The organism is Arthrobacter sp. S2(2024) (assembly GCF_036662515.1).
Lineage (GTDB): Bacteria > Actinomycetota > Actinomycetes > Actinomycetales > Micrococcaceae > Arthrobacter.
Genome location: NZ_JAYKZI010000015.1, coordinates 36,448 through 53,716, shown reverse-complemented (window position 1 = coordinate 53,716; position 17,269 = coordinate 36,448). Strand labels below are relative to the sequence as shown.

Below are 17,269 nucleotides of genomic sequence, written 5' to 3'. Positions count from 1 at the left end.
CGATTGCCCCGTGGGACACAAAGGCCACGCACCGCTGGCTGCATACATCGCCTTCCAACTGACCGCTCTGGAAGGACAATTGCCGCTGGTTGCAGCGGCCGATCCGGAAGCCGTACACAACGCCAGGCTCGCCCTTCGCCGGCTCCGTTCAGTGCTTAGCTGTTATCGCGGCATGATTCCCAAACTCCCCCGGACCGCCCGCGAGGAAGTCAGTTGGCTCGCAACTTCGCTCGGCGAGTCCAGGGACGCTTATGTCCTGGCGCAAAGGATACGGCTGTCCCTGGACACCAAGGACTCGTGGAAAAACCCCGGGACCGTGCGCCAGGCCGTGGAGGAACTGGAAGCGTCCAGCGCCCGGCTGGCCGCTGCCCTGGGTGGGCACAAGCGCAGCAAACGCACGGTGCGGGCCGCAAGGGCAGCCCTGTTGGAAGTGCCCACCGCAAGGGAATACAAGCACCCGACGGCGGACCTCGCGGAGCGCCTCCAAGGCCGGTGGGAGCGGTTGCAGCACAGCCTCGCGGAGCAGGCAGGCAGCAACGACCCGGAGGTCCGTAACGCCGCACTCCACCAGGCGCGCAAAGACGTCAAGTGCCTCCGTTACTCAGTGGAGGCAGTTGCGGACGCCTTCAGCCATCACGCTTCGGGCGTGATCCAACCGGCGATCGCCCTGCAGCGGTTGTTGGGTGAGCAACATGACGCTGTCGTGGCCGGCGAATGGATCAGGGAACTGGCGAAAAACCCCGGCGTCGACGCGGAAGATGCCCAGAGGCTGGAATCGATGGAGGTCCGGCGGCGACTCAGCGCGGAGGAAGAGTTCCGGATGGCAATCGCCGAATATCCGGTGCCGGCACCACGGCGCGCACTGATCTTTTGAAGCCCGGAACCATAACCGCCGGCGGCCCCGAAAGCGAGTCATATGGCGGAAACGAACCCGGCATGACCCGGGCAAGTAATGTACCCCAAAGTAACTTCAGCACGCCCCTTCCTTCTCGATAGTCTCGTCTTGTGGCGTTCGACGTGAGGGGCGCCACAGTGCAAAGACGCACTCACTGCGCAAGTCACTGTGCGGGCAGTATCCAAGGGGGAACAGCAAAATGGCTGGACGATTCGAAATTCTCAAAGACGGCGAAGACGGCTACCGGTTTCGGTTGACGGCCGCCGATGGAACCTTGGTGGCGGAATCGCCACGGTTCAAACACCTGAAAGCCGTAGTGGACGGCATCAACGCCGTGCGCGAAAATGCCGCCACGGGCATCGTCGTGGATCGCTCAAAAACCGTCCGGCGCGCGGCATAGCCGGAGCCAGTGGCGGGCGAGCGGTCTGCCTGCGCAAGGCACATTGCTAGAGGCTAGATCTCGATCTCAAGCACGCGCTCCGTGTCCCACGGAACCGTCCAGCCCAAAGCGTCGAACAAACCGCTGAGCACCATCCCGGTGAAACCCCAGACCACGAGCCCGTTGACTTGGAAGACCGGGCTCGAGAAAGTCCGGCCGAGCCTCGTGAGCGTCCCGGTGTATCGATTGTCGGGATCCAGGAGATCACGCACCGGTACGCGAAACACCTGGGCGGATTCGGCGTAGTCCACCACCCTCACGGGCGACGGCGACGCCCACCACGCCAAGACCGGCGTGACCACAAAATTGCTGCGGATCAGGCCGAGTTCCGGCATGACACCCAGCACCTGGACGCCACCGCTGTCCAGGCCTGTCTCCTCCACCGCTTCCCGGAGGGCTGCCGCGACGGCTGACTCATCCCCGGGATCGATGCTGCCGCCTGGGAACGCCACCTGCCCGGGATGGTCGTCCAGGGTGTGGGCGCGCTCCAGCAGCAAGACGTCCAAGTCCGCGGGGGCCACTGGTTTCCCGGATTGGGCGGGGACGTCGTCCAAGACGCCGAAGAGCATGAGCACGGCCGCTTTCCGTGCCTTGTCCGGATCGACGGTTGCAGCGGCAATCCGTGGATCAGGGCCGGGATGGAGGCCCGAATCGATCCTGGTGATGAGGCTGACGAGATCCTCGAGCGCCGTCATGCCGGCCTCCTTTGCGATTCCATGCGAATCTCCGCCGCGCGGTGGGTCTCGGCAAGCAACTGTGCGAGAAGCGCTTCGTTGCCGGGCGCCAGTTCGTATTTGAGCAACTTGGCTGCTTTGACGGGATCCTTTTCGCCTTCACCGTAACTCGGGCACCAGTTGGCCACTGCACACGCTCCGCACGCCGGCCTGCGCGCGTGGCAAACCCTGCGGCCGTGGAAAACAACGCGGTGGGACAGCATGGTCCAGTCCTTGGGCTCGAACAGCTCGGCGACATCGAACTCGATCTTCACCGGGTCCTCGGACGTCGTCCAGCCAAACCTGCGCGCGAGCCTGCCAAAATGCGTGTCCACGGTGATTCCCGGGACACCGAACGCGTTGCCAAGTACCACATTCGCCGTTTTGCGCCCGACGCCGGGCAGTGTCACCAGGTCTTCCAGCCGGCCGGGAACCTCGCCGTCGAACTCGTCCACCAAACGCGTGCTGAGCGCCAGGACGTTCTTTGCCTTGGCACGGAAGAAGCCGGTGGGCTGCAGGATCGCCTCCAGCTCGGCAAGCTCGGCCTCGGCCATGCTCCGGGCATCCGGATAGCGTGCGAACAGGATCTTGGTGACCTGGTTGACCAGCACATCGGTGGTCTGGGCTGACAGCACCGTGGCCACGACCAACTCGAACGGGTTCCGGAAATCAAGCTCAGCGTGGGCGTAGGGATAGAGCTCAGCAAGCGCCTTGTTGATTTTGCGCGCACGCCGCTTCAAAGCCAGCGGGGTTTCGACGACGGTGTCCACGGCGGGCCGGGCTAGCCGCGTTCGATGTGGCTGAGATCGCGCAGGACGCCCACACTGCCGTCAGTATCCTGCACGAGGAATTCCGCGCCGCGGTCTTCGAGGGCCAGGACCCACGCGCCCGGTTCGATGGTGAAGGCGGGAGCCCCTGTGTGCTCGTCGACAACGACGCGGGGATGGGCCACGGCGAACCAGAATGCCTCGTACCCGGAGGCGTGGCCGGATTCGTCCGTTCGCGTGGCTGGATCGACGGTGGCGCCGATTGGCTCGTGAACCCGGGGCTGATCGACCGTGCCGATGTGCTGGGTGGCCGGTCCTGCGCCGGAGTCCGGACCGCCGACAATGGGCGTAGCCATGGTGGCAGTAGGCAGGTGCTTGGGCTCCTCGGGCGTCGGCGCGTGCACCTCCCGCCCGCGGTCGGCAACTGCAGCCTCGGCGGGTACGACGGCGGCCGGCCCGGCAGGCGCGACGGCTGCGGCTTCGGTGGCTGCGGGTTCAGGGACAGGTTCGTTGGTGGCCGCAGCGGCCGTTTCCGGGGCAGCGACAGGCGCGGCAGCGGCGGGTTCAGCGGGTGCCGGCGCGGCAGCGGCGGGGATCTCCTCTGCTGCCAAGCTGGCCGGTGCCGTGCTGGCAGGCTCCGGCTTGGGCTTGGCCGGCTTCGGCACCGCAGGCTTGCGGGTTGGAACGGTCGATTCCCGGGCCACAACGTGAGCTGGCTGTTCTGCACGGTCCTGGAAATCGTCGCGGAGGAACGGCAAGTGGGGAGCCAGGACCGTCGCGGCCAGAAGACCTAGAGAGCCGATAAGTCCGACGAGCACGAAGACGGTAAACGCGCCTGCTGCGGACAGGAAGAACAGGGTCAGGGCGAACGACGCCACGACGGAAGCGAACTGGTCAGTCGAAAGGGAACCGATCCTCACGATGTTCCCCGGCTGCAGGCGCCGGGCAACGAACAAGGCGGTAACGACGAGGGGAAGAATGATCCCGAGTGCCAGGAAGAAAAGGTTGTCGAGGTTCCACAAGTTATAACGCCCGCCAAACATCGGCAGGAGGGACCCCACAAACATCACCAAGGTGGAGCCGAAAACGGTCAGGTCCCGGATAGTGAACGGACCCAGCACGGCCTGGTACTTCGGGGAGGTCACGCTGCCGGGCTCTGGCGCCCCGGATCCAGCTGCTGCTTCGGGGGCCGACCCGGGCGCGAGCGCACCGTATTTCGGACCTTGGCTCGTCTGGTTCATGTGCAAATCTCCTTAGTACGGCGGTGTTCCGGACGCCGCCGCCCAAGGCTGCACCCAGTAATTTCCGGGCCGGACCGGGCGGCAAGTTCTCGCGTCTCGAGACCTCTTCAGCCTATGCCACGCATCTGACAGTCCACTAGTTGGCATCGGCGCGGAGGCAGGCACGCCACGCCGTAATATTCCCCGCCTTGGGAGCCAAGCGAAAGCCTTCAGCACCGTTCGGCGCGAATCACCGGCCGCTCACGGTCCGGATTGTGACCGCAGACACTTGTTGTCGGCTCAAAACGCTAAGGTGGGTTCCGGAAAAGCTCTTTGCGGAATCCCGTGAGGCGCCGCAGCCCAACGCCGTGCACGATTGGCGCGTGGGGCGGCCCCGACACAGGACAACCGCGCGGCAGAGATCGATGAATGATGAGGTTCACATGTCCCAGGACGCCAATGGATCGACGACCACCGCTGCACCCGGATCCGACGGGGCAGGCAACGGCGACGCCCTCGAAAACCTTCTCCATGAAAACCGGAAGTTCGCGCCCACCGCTGAGTTCGCGGCCAACGCGGTAGTCGGCGCCGAAGTCTATGCGGAAGCCAATGCGGACCGTCCCGCGTTCTGGGCCAGGCAGGCCCGGGAACTGCTGGACTGGGACACGGACTTCACCGAGGCCCTGGACTGGTCCAACCCGCCGTTCGCGAAGTGGTTCGTCGGCGGCAAGGTCAATGCCGCGTACAACGCCCTGGACCGGCACGTGGAGAACGGGCTCGGGGACCGGGTGGCCATCCATTTCGAGGGCGAACCGGGCGACACCCGCTCCTACACCTACGCGCAGCTGACCGAAGAGGTGAAGAAGGCCGCCAACGCGTTCGAGTCGCTCGGTGTGGCCAAGGGTGACCGGGTGGCCGTGTACCTGCCTATGATTCCCGAGGCCGTGATCACGATGTTGGCCTGTGCCCGGATCGGGGCCGTGCATTCGGTAGTGTTCGGCGGTTTCTCCGCGGATGCCCTGCGTTCGAGGATCGATGATGCCGAGGCCAAGCTCGTGGTCACCGCGGACGGCACGTACCGGCGCGGGAAGCCCAGCCCGCTCAAGCCGGCCGTGGACCAGGCCCTGTCCAAGGAAGGCCATTCGGTCCGGAACGTCGTGGTGGTCAAGCGCAACGGCCAGCCGGTGGACTGGCACGAGGGCAGGGACCAGTGGTGGGAGGACACCGTCGGCGCCGCGTCCGGTGAGCACACCGCCGTCGGGCACGACGCCGAACACCCGCTGTTCATCCTGTACACCTCCGGGACCACGGGCAAGCCCAAGGGCATCCTGCACACCACCGGCGGGTACCTGACCCAGACCGCGTACACGCACAAGGCGGTCTTCGACCTGCACCCCGAGACGGATGTGTTCTGGTGCACCGCCGACGTCGGATGGGTCACCGGCCACTCGTACGTCGCCTACGCCCCGCTCGTGAACGGCGCCACCCAGGTCATGTACGAGGGCACCCCGGATTCCCCGCACCAGGGCCGCTGGTGGGAAATCGTGGAGAAGTACAAAGTCTCCATCCTCTACACCGCCCCCACGGCGATCCGGACGTTCATGAAGTGGGGCCGGGACATCCCGGGCAAGTACGATCTGTCCTCGATCCGGGTCCTGGGCTCGGTGGGTGAGCCCATCAACCCCGAGGCCTGGATGTGGTACCGGGACGTCATCGGCTCCAACGCCGGGAAGAACGGGGAAAAGAAGGAACACCCCGCCCCGATCGTGGACACCTGGTGGCAGACCGAAACCGGCGCGCAGATGATCGCGCCGCTTCCGGGCGTGACCGCGACCAAGCCGGGCTCGGCCCAGGTCCCGCTGCCGGGCATCGCGATCGACGTCGTGGACGAAGCCGGCGAGTCCGTCCCGGACGGGCACGGCGGCTACCTCGTGGTCCGCGAACCCTGGCCCGCGATGCTGCGGGGCATCTGGGGGGACCCGGAACGGTTCAAGGACACCTACTGGTCCCGCTTCGAGGGCATGTACTTCGCCGGGGACGGGGCCAAGAAGGACGAAGACGGAGACGTGTGGCTCCTGGGCCGGGTGGATGACGTCATGAACGTCTCCGGGCACCGGCTCTCCACCACCGAAATCGAATCCGCGCTCGTGTCCCACCCGTGGGTGGCGGAGGCCGCCGTCGTCGGGGCTTCCGACGAAACCACCGGCCAGGCCGTGGTCGCGTTCGTCATCCTGCGCGGGGACGCCGTCAACAGCGGCGACGCCACCGTCTTCGAGCTGCGCAACCACGTGGGCAAGGAAATCGGCCCCATCGCCAAACCCAAGCACATCCTCGTGGTCCCCGAACTGCCCAAGACCCGCTCGGGCAAGATCATGCGCCGCCTCCTCAAGGACGTCGCAGAAGGCCGCGAAGTGGGCGACGCCACCACCCTGTCCGACCCCACCATCATGGCCCAGATCGCCGAGTCGCTGAAGAAGTAGGCTCTGCTCCAAGCAAACAAAAGCGCCAAGGCACCACGCAAGGTCGGCGGTTCTCTCCCGGGAGGACCGCCGTTCTTGTCTTAAAACCCGCCGTCGCAAGAATGTTATATTTAGTTCTTTCATGTTCTCTTTTGAGCGGTTATAGTCGAGTTCTACGTGAGATAACTCACAAGCACCACGCTTTCAAGGGAGAGAACATGGCAGCGAATCTTGACCCGTTCCAGTCGGCCCACAACGCCGGCCCTGGACGCCGCACCATCCTGAAAACGCTCGGTATAGGCGCTGCTGGGCTCGCCGGCATTCCGCTGCTGGCTGCTTGCACCGGCGGATCCGGACCGGCTCCCGGAGCTTCCTCGAACAGCCTGACCTTCGGTTCAGGTTCCTCGGACGACGTTCCCAAGGCCGCCTACAAAGCCGTCACCGATGCCTTCACCAAGAAGTCCGGCATCACGGTGGCCACCAACGTCGTCCCGCACAACGACTTCCAGAACAAGATCAACTCCTACCTCCAGGGCAGCCCCGACGATGCCTTCACGTGGTTCGCCGGCTACCGCATGCAGTACTACGCGGGCAAGGGCCTCCTGGCTCCCGTGGACGACGTATGGGCAACGATCGGCAGCAACTTCTCCGACGCCATGAAGAAGGCCTCCACCGGCCCGGACGGCAAGATGTACCTGGTCCCCAACTACAACTACCCGTGGGGCTTCTTCTACCGGAAGAGCTTCTGGGCCGAGAAGGGCTACGCAGTCCCCAAGACGTTCGATGAGCTGAAGACCCTGGCCACCAAGATGAAGTCCGACGGCATCATCCCCATCGGCTTCGCGGACAAGGACGGCTGGCCGGCCATGGGCACCTTCGACTACATCAACATGCGCCTCAACGGCTACCAATTCCACGTGGACCTGACCGCCCACAAGGAAAGCTGGGACCAGAAGAAGGTCAGCGACGTCTTCGACACCTGGAAGGCCCTCCTGCCGTTCCAGGACCCCAATGCCCTCGGCCAGACCTGGCAGGACGCGGCCAAGGCACTCGAAGCCAAGAAGACCGGCATGTACCTGTTGGGTTCGTTCGTGACCCAGCAATTCACGGATCCCGCCGTGCTGGCGGACATCGATTTCTTCCCGTTCCCGGAAATCGCGGTGGAAGGCACCGACGCCGTCGAGGCCCCCATCGACGGATTGCTCCTGTCCAAGAAGGGCGGCGACAACAAGGCGGCTCACGACTTCCTGGCGTTCATGGGATCCGCCGAAGGCCAGAACGCCTATTCAGCCGTGGATGGCTCCAACATCGCCACCGTCAAGGGCGCCGACACGTCAAAGTTCACCCCGCTGAACAAGAAGTGTGCAGACACCATCTCCAACGCCAAGTACATCAGCCAGTTCCTGGACCGTGACGCCCTCCCTGCCATGGCCAACAACGTGATGATCCCCGCGCTGCAGTCCTTCATCAAGGACGGCACCGTGGACGTCAAGAACCTTGAAGCGCAGGCCAAGACCCTTTACGCAGCCCAGTAGCTGAAGGAATCCCCATGAGTACTACCGCCGAGAAACCGGCAGCACCGGACAGCGAACCCGGTGCTGCCGGGCGAACCACGGCCGGCAAGAGCCAGCCCGGCACCGGCAGGCGGACCGGCAAAGCAGGCAGGGTCCGCCGCCTCACGCGCCGCGACAAATTCGTCCTCGCCATCATGGTGGGCGTGCCTACCCTGATCCAGCTCCTGCTTGTCTGGCTGCCCACGCTCTTCTCCATCGCGCTGAGCTTCACCCGCTGGAACGGCCTGGACCTGAAGGACATCAAGGCCGCAGGGACGGACAACTACCACTACGTGGTCCAGGACTATCCCCCGTTCTGGCCCGCTATTCAACACAACGTCCTCTGGCTCGTCTTCCTGGCCCTGATCGCAACACCCCTCGGCCTGCTGCTGGCAGTGCTCCTGGACCAGAAGATCCGCGGCAGCAAGATCTACCAGAGCATCTTCTTTACACCGGTCATGTTGTCGCTGGCCCTCATCGGCATCATCTGGCAGCTTTTCTACAACCGGGACAGCGGACTGCTGAACTACCTCCTGGGCACGGCGGGCACACCACAAGCCGTGGACTGGTTCGGAAATTCGAACGTGAATATCTGGGCGGCCATGGTTGCGGCAACGTGGCGCCACGCGGGCTACGTCATGATCCTGTACTTGGCCGGGCTCAAAGGCGTGGACCCCTCACTGCGAGAAGCGGCATCGATTGACGGCGCCAGCGCCGCGCAGACGTTCTTCCGCATCGTCTTCCCGGCTATGCGCCCAGTGAACATCGTGATCGTGGTGATCACGATCATCGAGTCGCTCCGTGCCTTCGACATTGTGTACGTCATCAACCGAGGGACCAACGGCCTTGAATTGATCAGCGCCCTGGTGATCCAGAACCTGATCGGCGAAGGCCAGGTGATCGGCGTCGGCTCGTCCCTCGCGGTCATTCTCCTGGTCATCTCGCTGATCCCCATCGTCTTCTACCTCATCCGTACCTTCGGCAAGGAGAGCAAGGCATGAGCACCCTCGCCAACCCCATCCCGCGTACAACAGCCACGGGCGCCAGGAACTCCGGCAAACGCCACTACGGGACCCACATCTTCCTGACCGTCATGGCCATCATGTGGCTTATTCCGCTGGGTTGGTCCTTGTTCACGGCTTTGCGTCCCAAGGCGGACACGGACAAATACGGCTACTTCAGCCTTGGCGGCACTTTCAATTTCGACAACTTCATCACGGCCTGGACCCAAGGCGGATTCTCGAAATACCTCCTGAACTCGGTGATCATCACCGTCCCCTCGGTGCTCCTGACCTTGTTCTTCGCCTCGATGATGGCATTCGCCGTCTCCAGGGTGAGCTGGAAGTTCAACGTCACGCTCCTGATCATGTTCACGGCCGGCAACCTCCTGCCGCCGCAGGTCCTGGCGGCTCCGTTGTTCGAGATGTTCAAACATGTCACGCTGCCGTACTCCTTCAGCGATTCCGGCAACCTGCTCAACACCTACATCTCGGTGATCGCCGTGGACACTGCGTTCCAGATCGGTTTTTGCACCTTCGTGCTTTCCAACTACATGAAGGCCCTCTCGTCCGACCTGACGGAAGCCGCACTGGTGGACGGGGCCGGGATCTGGCGGCAGTACTGGAACATCATCCTGCCGCTGTGCCGACCCGCCCTCGCGGCGCTCGGAACCCTGGAAGTCATCTTCATCTACAACGATTTCTTCTGGCCGCTGCTCTTCATCCAAAGCGGAAACCGGCTGCCCATCACGACGGCCATCAATAACCTGCAGGGCGAGTTCCTCAGCAACTACAACCTCCTGGCGGCCGGTGCCACCATCACCGTGATACCCACCCTGATCATCTACCTCGTGCTGCAGCGCCAATTCGTGGCCGGCCTCACGCTCGGTTCCAGCAAAGGATAAAACGCATGGCAATGGATTACATCGTCGACAAGTTGGGCGGCCGGATCGCGTTCGGCGGCGACTACAACCCGGAACAATGGCCCGAAGAGGTCTGGAAACACGACGTCGCCCTCATGAAGGAAGCCGGAGTGAACCTGGTCAGTGTCGGCATCTTCAGTTGGGCCCTTCTGGAGCCCGAAGAAGGCCGCTACGAGTTCGCCTGGCTCGACAGGATCCTGGACCTGCTCCACACCAACGGGATCAGCGTGGATCTCGCGAACGCGAGCGCTTCTCCCCCGCCGTGGTTCAGCCGCAAGTACCCCGATTCGCTCCCGGTGGATGCCGACGGCGTCCGGCAAAGCTACGGTTCGCGGCAGGCCTTCGCGGCGTGCTCGCCGGACTATCGCCGGGCCGCAGCAGCCCTGACGACGGCGATCGTCCAGCGCTACGCGGGTCACCCCGCCGTCGTGATGTGGCATGTCCACAACGAGTACGGTTGCCACAACCAACCGGACTTCGGCCCGCACGCGGAGCGTGGCTTCCAGGAATGGCTCCAGGCCAGGTACGGGAGCCTGGACGCGCTCAATGAGGCCTGGGGTACGGCCTTCTGGTCCCAGCATTACTACGACTGGGCCGAGATCCTGCCGCCGCGGCGTTCGGGAACGTGGGTTAACCCCACGCAGCAACTGGATTTCGCGCGGTTCTCCTCCGACGCACTGCTTGAGTGCTTCAACGCGGAGGCAGACATCATCAGGGCACATTCGAAGCACCCCGTCACCACCAATTTCATGGGCTTCAACATGGGCCTGAACGCCCCTGTGGACTATTGGCGCTGGTCCGGGCACATGGACGTGGTGTCCAACGACCACTATCTGATTGCCGCCGACGAACGGAACTTCCAGGACCTGGCCATGACGGCGGACCTCACCCGCGGCTGGGCACAGGGCAAACCATGGCTCCTCATGGAACACTCCACCTCGGCAGTCAACTGGCAACCCCGCAACGTGGCCAAAGTGCCGGGCGAAATGCTGCGCAATTCCCTGCAGCACGTGGCCCGCGGAACCGACGGCGTGTTGTTCTTCCAATGGCGAGCTTCCCGCGCCGGGGCCGAAAAGTACCACTCCGGACTGGTCCCCCACGCCGGCCGCGACAGCAAAGTGTGGCGCGAAGTGGTGGAGCTGGGCCGGGCGCTCGAGAGCATTTCGGAGGTGGCCGGCTCAACGGTCCAGGCCGAAGCCTGCATCATCCATGACACCGACGCCCGCTGGGGCACCGAACTGGACTCGCATCCCAGCGAAGACGCGCGGAACCTCCCGGAAACGCGGCGCTGGCACGATGCGCTCTACCGGGCCGGCATCACCACGGACATCCGGCAAAGCACCGACGACCTTTCCGGCTACAAACTGGTGATCGCGCCCATGCTGTACCTCGTCACCGATGAGGCCGCCGCGAAGCTCCACGAGTATGTCCAAGCCGGCGGAACCCTCGTGATCACGTATTTCTCCGGGATCGTTGACGAGAACGACCACATCCGGATGGATCCGGTCAACGGCGGCGGTTACCCAGGTGCATTCTCCGAACTGCTGGGCGTCAGCATGGAGGAATTCTTCCCCCTGCGCTCAGGCGATGCCGTGGGCTTGAGCCGCTTCGGCTCGGGGACGGTCTGGAGCGAGCTGGGGAAGGCAACCGCGGCGGAGGTTCTTGCCACGTTCGACGGCGGCACGGACACAAGCGGCGCACGCACCGGCGTCGACGGCTCGCCCGCGGTGACCCGCCGGGCGGGATCCGCCGGGCGCGGTGCCGCCTACTACGTCGCCACGACCTTGGGCCGCGAGGGGCTGGCCGAACTCGTCCAGCTCCTCTGCTCGGACGCCGGAGTGGCACCGGTCCTGGGCGTTCAGCCTCCGGAAGACGTGGAAATCGTCCGCAGGAGCAACGGCACCAAGGACTGGACTTTCGTCATCAACCACAGCGCGCGGGACGTGGAGGTGCCGCTCGACGGCGTCGAGCTCCTGGGCGGGACACCCACCGGAGGTACGCTAAACCTGACTGCCGGAGGCGTCGCCGTCGTCGCCACTCCGGCCTAGCCACCCGCCGTCCGTCCAGAAAGGCTCCGATGCTTCAGGCAGCCCGCCACACCGCCATAGTCGACGCCGTCCAGCGTGAACGCGTTGTCCGCGTCTCGGACCTCGCGCAACTGCTGGGCGTCTCAGCCATGACTGTTCGGCGCGACATCGAGTCGCTTGAGGAGTCCGGGCTCGTCGAGCGCATCCATGGCGGGGCCAAGATACCGGGCGATGCCCGGACCCACGAGCCCGGCTTTGAGCTGAAATCCACCCAACTGGTCGACGAAAAGCACGCGATCGCCGTCGAGGCCGCCACCCTGGTCCACGAAGGCATGGCCGTGGGCTTGAGCGCCGGAACCACCACCTACGAGCTCGCCAAGGTACTCCTGGAAGGCCCGCGGATCACGGTGGTGACGAACTCCATCAGGATTGCGGATCTCTTCCACAACGCCTCGGGTTCGCGGGAGGCTTTCCCGGTCATCGTGACGGGCGGCGAGCGCACGCCGTCGGACGCTCTGGTGGGTCCCATCGCGACGGCCGCGCTGAAGCAACTGCATTTGGACATGTTGTTCCTGGGCGTCCACGGCATGGATGCGGACGCCGGATTCACCACGCCGAACCTGCAGGAAGCCGAAACCAACCGGGCGTTCATCAGCGCGTCACGCAACGTGGTGGTCTTGGCGGACCACAGCAAGTGGGGAACGGTGGGCATTGCATCGATTGCCCAGCTGGAGGAAGCCGACGTACTCGTGACGGACTCGCACCTCGGCGAGGATGCCCGGCGCATCCTCGCCGACGGCGTCGGAAAGCTCAGGATCGCCGCTCACTAACGCGTGGGCGGGGAAGGCGTTACGGGCACCCGCACGATTGGCGGATGCGGAGCTGGGTGGGGAAGACCCTGTGCTGCGGGGGTTCGTTGCGGTTCTCGCCCACCAGCGCGGATACTGCGGCCTCTGCCATCTCCCACACCGGCTGTTCCACCGTGGTCAGGGCCGGCCAGGTGTATTCAGCCTCAACCGAGCCGTCGAAGGACGCCACGGCGATATCCTCCGGAACGGAGAGACCTGCCTCGCGGATTGCCCGCAGGACCCCGATTGCCTGCATATCGGAGCTGGCGAAGATCGCCGTCGGACGGTTGGCAGAGGCCAGGAGGCGCCGTCCGGCAGCATAGCCCCCGGGGCGGTCGAAACCGTCGCGTGCAAGGGGTCCAGGAGGCAGACCGGCGGCTTGCAGAGCACGCAGCCACCCCTCTTCCCGTCCGTCCGTCACGTTGTCCGCCGTGATGCCCATGGCGAGTCCGATGTTGGTGTGGCCGTGGCCGATCAAATGTTCCACGGCCAAGCGGGCTCCGGCCTCAAGGTCCACTCCGACGCTGTTGAAACCAGGGGCGATCGAGGCATGGTTCAGCAGGACCGAGCGGATTTCAGTGCCGAAAAGCTCCAGTAGATCAGGTTCGAACATGACGCTGGCCAGGACCACGCCATCAACCTGCCGGTCAGCGAGGTTGCGGATGTGGCGGCGTTCGGAGTCCAGCTTGTTGTCGGAATTCGTCAGCAGCAAGGCATAGCCGCGCTCGGCGGCAGCCACTTCCACAGCGTGTCCCAGCAGGGCCCAGAAGGGGTTGCTGGAGTCCGGAATCACGAGGCCGATGGTCTGGTTGGATCCCATTTTGAGCGCACGCGCCGCGGCATTCGGCCGGTATCCCAGGATCCGGATGGCCTCTTGGACCTTCGCTTCCGTTGCCGGCGCCACCTTCTTGGGGCCGCCGTTCACCACATAGCTCACGACGGCGGTGCTCACCCCGGCGTACCGGGCCACGTCTTTGCGCGTCACCGGTCCGCGCGGGGTGTGCACTGCCGAAGTAGTCATTGGATCATGCTAGCTACAAAGCCTCCGGAGCATCGCCGAAATCGCGGATGGGGAGCCGTTCCCCGCCGCGGAGCGCGGACTCGTGCGCCACGACGCCGGGGAGCGTGAAGCGCGCCGCCACCCACGCGTTGACCGGAGGAAGGCTTCCCTTGTTCACGGCCGTGACGAAGTCGTCCACCAGGAACTGGTGGCTGCCTTCGTGCCCGGTGGGGGCTCCCTCGAATTCAACGGGGAGCCGTCCGGCGTCGTGCACCGGAGCGAGGCCGGAGATGAACGCACCGCGAAGTTCGGGGGCGACGTCCACCAACGAGGGGTCATCGGCCGACATGCTCGGCTTGGTCTCCACCTGGTCCGAGACGTCCAAGACCCCCTCCTTGTCCTGCCACAGCGTGGTGGTGGCCAGCTGTTCGAAGCTTGCCTCCGTGCCGAAGAAGCGGAAGCGCGATTCGCGGATATGCGAGGGGTAGCCGACGCGGCGCATCTCGTTGGTGCGCATCGCGCCGCCGTCGTTCATTTCGAACAGAGCAGTGGCGTTGGAGAAGTCGTTGTCGAACATGCTGACTTCCTTGTCGAAGACGCCGTCGCCGCGATCGTCCTTGACGCCGATGCAGCTGACGCTCACGGCGTGGCCCGGTATCGCGCCCAGCACGCCTCCGATGGCGTGCGTCGGGTACAGCATGGGCGGGTAGCTGGCGGTTGCTTTCCAGTTTTCGCCACCGCTGTACTGGTAGGCCTCGTAGAAGCCCAGGTCCATGTCGTGGACGTAGTCGCCTTCGGTGTAGAAGATGCGGCCGAACTTTCCGGCGGCGTGCTGCTTGCGCGCATAGACGGTTGCGGGGTTGTAGAAGCTGGTCTCTCCCATGGCATAGACAAGCTTGGTTTCACGCACGGCGTCGATGATCCCGGCGATCTGTTCCTCCGAGATTGCCATCGGAACAGCCGAATAGACGTGCTTTCCGGCGCGCAGCGCCTTGATCACCAAGGGCCCGTGCGTCCAGCGTTGCGTGAAGATGGCGACGGCGTCGACGTCGGAGGCCAGCAACTCGTCGAAACTGGCCATAGTGCCGTCGAGCCCCAGCTGTTCAACAGCTTTGGACGCCCGTTCAGGGAGCTCGTCCACTGCGTAGACCGCTGAAACCCCGGGGTGGAGCTTGAAGAGGTGGGCGAATTGGCCGCCGAACTGGCCGAGGCCTACTACTCCCATTGAAAACGTCATTGTTAGCCCTTCGATTCGTGTGGGTGGCTTCAGAATGCCATCGCCGCGCCCGGAGAGGCTCGACGAGTGACTCAGGCCAGTGAATCACTGGGATCTACTCGAGTCAATAAAAAGCAATAAATCCAAAATAATCGAACAAAAGTTCACAAGACCACTTGACCCCTTCATATCTACTCGTGTAGATTTCCATCAGTTGTAACCCACATCACAGTCAGGAAAGGGTCGAAGATGACCACCCTTGCCAAACAAGCGGAGCCCGCCGCGCTTCCCCAACCGGGCAAACCAAAAAGGTTCGGCATCCGCCGGATCGGTGACTTGAAGATCGCGTTGCTCTTCATCTTCCCGGCGATGATCGGCTTTGTTCTTTTCTTCCTCGTCCCCACCATCCGGGGCATCTACCTCAGCTTCACCGAGTACAGCATCCTGGGTGATCCCACCTGGATCGGCCTGAAGAACTACACGTCGATCTTCAGCGACGACCTGTTCTGGAACGCGATGGCCGTCACCGTCCAATACGTTGCACTGAACATCGGTTTCCAGACCGTCATCGCCATCGGACTCGCGCTCCTCATGCACCGCGTGGCCAAGTCCACCTTCATCCGCGGCGTCCTGTTGCTGCCGTTCCTCGTGGCGAACGTGATCGTCGCGCTGCTCTGGTTCTGGATGCTGGACTACCAGCTGGGCATCGTGAACGAGATCATCAACTGGATGGGCCTGCCCCGCATCGCCTTCTTCGGCAGCGATCAATGGGCCATTCCGACTATCGCCTTCGTCAACGTGTGGCGGCACATGGGCTACACGGCCCTGCTGATCTTCGCCGGCCTGCAGGCCATCCCCAACCACGTCTACGAGGTAGCCAACCTTGACGGCGCCTCCCCCACCCGGACCTTCTGGAGCATCACCATGCCGCTCCTTCGCCCGGTGCTGGTCCTGGTCCTTGTGGTCACCGTCATCGGTTCATTCCAGGTCTTCGACACCGTTGCCGTGACTACCGGAGGCGGACCCGTCAATGCCTCCCGGGTCATCCAGATGTACATCTACCAAAAGGCGTTCGGCGAGTCCGATTTCGGCTACGCCTCAGCGCTGTCCGTCATTCTCTTCATCATTCTCGCCCTCGTGGCCTTCATCCAGATGAAGTTCCTCAAAGGCAACGAGACGGACCTGGACTAAGGAAGCCCCGCCATGAGTACCTCCACCAATTCCCGCCGCTCGCGCGAGTCCGCCACCGCCGTCGTCGGCTCTCCGCAATCGCGCCGCCCCCGCACGAAACCCTTCAACTGGCGCCGCGCAGGTGCCTGGGTCCTCGTAGCGATCGCCGTCGTGGTCACCCTCGCCCCGTTCCTCTGGATGCTCCGGACTGCACTGTCCAGCAACCATTCGCTCGCCTCGAACGCCGGCAACCTCCTTCCCGCGGACTTCAGCTGGGGCGCGTTCCAGCGGGTCTTCGGGCTACAGAGCCCCGAGCAGGCAATCGCCGAAGGCGGTTCCGGCGCTGACATCAACTTCTGGCTCTACCTGCGCAACTCGATCGTCTTCGCCACCATGACCACCGCAGGCCAGGTGTTCTTCAGCGCAATGGCCGCCTACGCCTTTTCCCGCCTGCGCTGGCCCGGCCGGAACAAGGTGTTCGCGATCTTCCTGGCCACCATGATGGTCCCGCCGATCTTCACCGCCCTGCCCAACTTCCTGATGATCAAGAACCTGGGCCTGCTCAACACCTTCGCCGGGCTGGCACTGCCCTTCATGTTCATGACCCCGTTCGCCATCTTCTTCCTGCGCCAGTTCTTCCTGAGCATGTCCCGCGAAGTGGAAGAGGCAGCCATGCTCGACGGCGCCAAGCACCTCCGGATCTTCTTCCAGATCGTGATCCCCAACGCCGCAGCACCCCTGGCCACCCTGGCCCTGCTGACCTTCATCGGTCAGTGGAACGAGTACTTCTGGCCGCTCCTGGTGGGCCAGGACGAAAGTGTCCGCGTCCTCACTGTGGGACTGGGCGTCTTCAAGTCCCAGTCCCCGCAAGGGGCGCCGGACTGGAGTGGGCTCATGGCCGCCACCCTCGTGGCAGCGCTGCCCGTCCTGATCCTCTTCATCGCCTTCGGCAAGAAGGTGGTCAACTCCATCGGCTTCTCCGGCATCAAGTAAGTCATCCCCAGCACCGCCCCGTTCCATCGCAACCCCCTGAAAGGTCCA

Annotated in this window: 15 protein-coding genes; 10 read left to right on the top strand and 5 right to left on the bottom strand. The window is 64.1% G+C overall.

The genetic code is table 11. The features are described from left to right. The first annotated feature begins 10 nt into the window (after nucleotides 1–10). Together VLA65_RS19535 and VLA65_RS19530 are read left to right on the top strand one after the other, a co-directional pair. Nucleotides 11–874, top strand: a complete 864-nt coding sequence (locus VLA65_RS19535; protein ID WP_284990348.1) for a CHAD domain-containing protein — start codon at nucleotides 11–13, stop codon at nucleotides 872–874. A 220-nt stretch (nucleotides 875–1,094) separates the two neighbouring features. Then, entirely contained in the window at nucleotides 1,095–1,295 is a 201-nt protein-coding gene (locus VLA65_RS19530; RefSeq protein ID WP_084784587.1) for a YegP family protein, read from the top strand. A gap of 53 nt (nucleotides 1,296–1,348) precedes the next feature. On the opposite strand, the gene VLA65_RS19525 is transcribed toward VLA65_RS19530, so the two are convergent. The 3 genes from VLA65_RS19525 to VLA65_RS19515 are packed head-to-tail and all read right to left on the bottom strand — an operon-like array spanning nucleotide 1,349 to nucleotide 4,055. Then, nucleotides 1,349–2,029 (bottom strand): NUDIX hydrolase, encoded by a 681-nt coding sequence (locus VLA65_RS19525; protein WP_059389496.1) that lies wholly within the window; start codon nucleotides 2,027–2,029, stop codon nucleotides 1,349–1,351. Continuing rightward, the gene (gene nth, locus VLA65_RS19520) at nucleotides 2,026–2,817 is read right to left on the bottom strand and encodes an endonuclease III (RefSeq protein ID WP_284990347.1); all 792 of its coding nucleotides are present in this window, start codon (nucleotides 2,815–2,817) and stop codon (nucleotides 2,026–2,028) included. Before nth ends, VLA65_RS19525 begins: the two co-directional genes overlap by 4 nt. An 11-nt stretch (nucleotides 2,818–2,828) precedes the next feature. Continuing rightward, nucleotides 2,829–4,055: a hypothetical protein gene (locus VLA65_RS19515; RefSeq protein WP_332603447.1), complete on the bottom strand. Its 1,227-nt coding sequence runs from the start codon at nucleotides 4,053–4,055 to the stop codon at nucleotides 2,829–2,831. 422 nt (nucleotides 4,056–4,477) lie between these two features. On the opposite strand from VLA65_RS19515, the gene acs reads away from it, so the two are divergent. From acs to VLA65_RS19485, 6 genes are all read left to right on the top strand, one after another. After that, the gene (gene acs / locus VLA65_RS19510) at nucleotides 4,478–6,514 is read left to right on the top strand and encodes an acetate--CoA ligase (protein WP_332603446.1); all 2,037 of its coding nucleotides are present in this window, start codon (nucleotides 4,478–4,480) and stop codon (nucleotides 6,512–6,514) included. A 197-nt stretch (nucleotides 6,515–6,711) separates the two neighbouring features. Next, the gene (locus tag VLA65_RS19505; protein WP_306959257.1) at nucleotides 6,712–8,028 is read left to right on the top strand and encodes an ABC transporter substrate-binding protein; all 1,317 of its coding nucleotides are present in this window, start codon (nucleotides 6,712–6,714) and stop codon (nucleotides 8,026–8,028) included. 14 nt (nucleotides 8,029–8,042) lie between these two features. Then, nucleotides 8,043–9,047 (top strand): carbohydrate ABC transporter permease, encoded by a 1,005-nt coding sequence (locus tag VLA65_RS19500; RefSeq protein WP_059389493.1) that lies wholly within the window; start codon nucleotides 8,043–8,045, stop codon nucleotides 9,045–9,047. Continuing rightward, complete coding sequence (locus VLA65_RS19495; protein ID WP_059389492.1) at nucleotides 9,044–9,949, top strand: carbohydrate ABC transporter permease; 906 nt, start codon at nucleotides 9,044–9,046, stop codon at nucleotides 9,947–9,949. Before VLA65_RS19500 ends, VLA65_RS19495 begins: the two co-directional genes overlap by 4 nt. Before the next feature lie 5 nt (nucleotides 9,950–9,954). Further along, on the top strand, nucleotides 9,955–12,015 hold the full coding sequence (locus VLA65_RS19490; RefSeq protein ID WP_332603445.1) for a beta-galactosidase: 2,061 nt from the start codon (nucleotides 9,955–9,957) through the stop codon (nucleotides 12,013–12,015). A gap of 29 nt (nucleotides 12,016–12,044) precedes the next feature. Further along, nucleotides 12,045–12,824: a DeoR/GlpR family DNA-binding transcription regulator gene (locus tag VLA65_RS19485; protein ID WP_284990340.1), complete on the top strand. Its 780-nt coding sequence runs from the start codon at nucleotides 12,045–12,047 to the stop codon at nucleotides 12,822–12,824. Nucleotides 12,825–12,843: 19 nt separating this feature from the next. Here VLA65_RS19485 and VLA65_RS19480 read toward each other — a convergent pair whose 3' ends face one another. Together VLA65_RS19480 and VLA65_RS19475 are read right to left on the bottom strand one after the other, a co-directional pair. After that, a complete protein-coding gene (locus VLA65_RS19480) occupies nucleotides 12,844–13,863 on the bottom strand; it encodes a LacI family DNA-binding transcriptional regulator (RefSeq protein WP_059389490.1) in 1,020 nt (339 codons plus the stop codon). Between the two features lie 13 nt (nucleotides 13,864–13,876). Continuing rightward, nucleotides 13,877–15,079, bottom strand: a complete 1,203-nt coding sequence (locus VLA65_RS19475) for a Gfo/Idh/MocA family protein (protein ID WP_332603444.1) — start codon at nucleotides 15,077–15,079, stop codon at nucleotides 13,877–13,879. Nucleotides 15,080–15,307: 228 nt separating this feature from the next. Here VLA65_RS19475 and VLA65_RS19470 point away from each other — a divergent pair, with 228 nt between their 5' ends. Further along, complete coding sequence (locus tag VLA65_RS19470; RefSeq protein WP_059389488.1) at nucleotides 15,308–16,249, top strand: carbohydrate ABC transporter permease; 942 nt, start codon at nucleotides 15,308–15,310, stop codon at nucleotides 16,247–16,249. Between the two features lie 12 nt (nucleotides 16,250–16,261). Beyond that, on the top strand, nucleotides 16,262–17,221 hold the full coding sequence (locus VLA65_RS19465) for a carbohydrate ABC transporter permease (RefSeq protein WP_059389487.1): 960 nt from the start codon (nucleotides 16,262–16,264) through the stop codon (nucleotides 17,219–17,221). The last annotated feature ends 48 nt before the right edge of the window (nucleotides 17,222–17,269 follow it).

What these genes read in the sequence shown, in the direction of transcription:
- VLA65_RS19530 (WP_084784587.1), top strand. Translation starts at nt 1,095, where the DNA reads ATGGCTGGACGATTCGAAATTCTCAAAGACGGCGAAGACGGCTACCGG.
- VLA65_RS19525 (WP_059389496.1), bottom strand. Translation starts at nt 2,029, where the DNA reads ATGACGGCGCTCGAGGATCTCGTCAGCCTCATCACCAGGATCGATTCG.
- VLA65_RS19515 (WP_332603447.1), bottom strand. Translation starts at nt 4,055, where the DNA reads ATGAACCAGACGAGCCAAGGTCCGAAATACGGTGCGCTCGCGCCCGGG.
- acs (WP_332603446.1), top strand. Translation starts at nt 4,478, where the DNA reads ATGTCCCAGGACGCCAATGGATCGACGACCACCGCTGCACCCGGATCC.
- VLA65_RS19505 (WP_306959257.1), top strand. Translation starts at nt 6,712, where the DNA reads ATGGCAGCGAATCTTGACCCGTTCCAGTCGGCCCACAACGCCGGCCCT.
- VLA65_RS19500 (WP_059389493.1), top strand. Translation starts at nt 8,043, where the DNA reads ATGAGTACTACCGCCGAGAAACCGGCAGCACCGGACAGCGAACCCGGT.
- VLA65_RS19495 (WP_059389492.1), top strand. Translation starts at nt 9,044, where the DNA reads ATGAGCACCCTCGCCAACCCCATCCCGCGTACAACAGCCACGGGCGCC.
- VLA65_RS19490 (WP_332603445.1), top strand. Translation starts at nt 9,955, where the DNA reads ATGGCAATGGATTACATCGTCGACAAGTTGGGCGGCCGGATCGCGTTC.
- VLA65_RS19485 (WP_284990340.1), top strand. Translation starts at nt 12,045, where the DNA reads ATGCTTCAGGCAGCCCGCCACACCGCCATAGTCGACGCCGTCCAGCGT.
- VLA65_RS19480 (WP_059389490.1), bottom strand. Translation starts at nt 13,863, where the DNA reads ATGACTACTTCGGCAGTGCACACCCCGCGCGGACCGGTGACGCGCAAA.
- VLA65_RS19475 (WP_332603444.1), bottom strand. Translation starts at nt 15,079, where the DNA reads ATGACGTTTTCAATGGGAGTAGTAGGCCTCGGCCAGTTCGGCGGCCAA.
- VLA65_RS19470 (WP_059389488.1), top strand. Translation starts at nt 15,308, where the DNA reads ATGACCACCCTTGCCAAACAAGCGGAGCCCGCCGCGCTTCCCCAACCG.
- VLA65_RS19465 (WP_059389487.1), top strand. Translation starts at nt 16,262, where the DNA reads ATGAGTACCTCCACCAATTCCCGCCGCTCGCGCGAGTCCGCCACCGCC.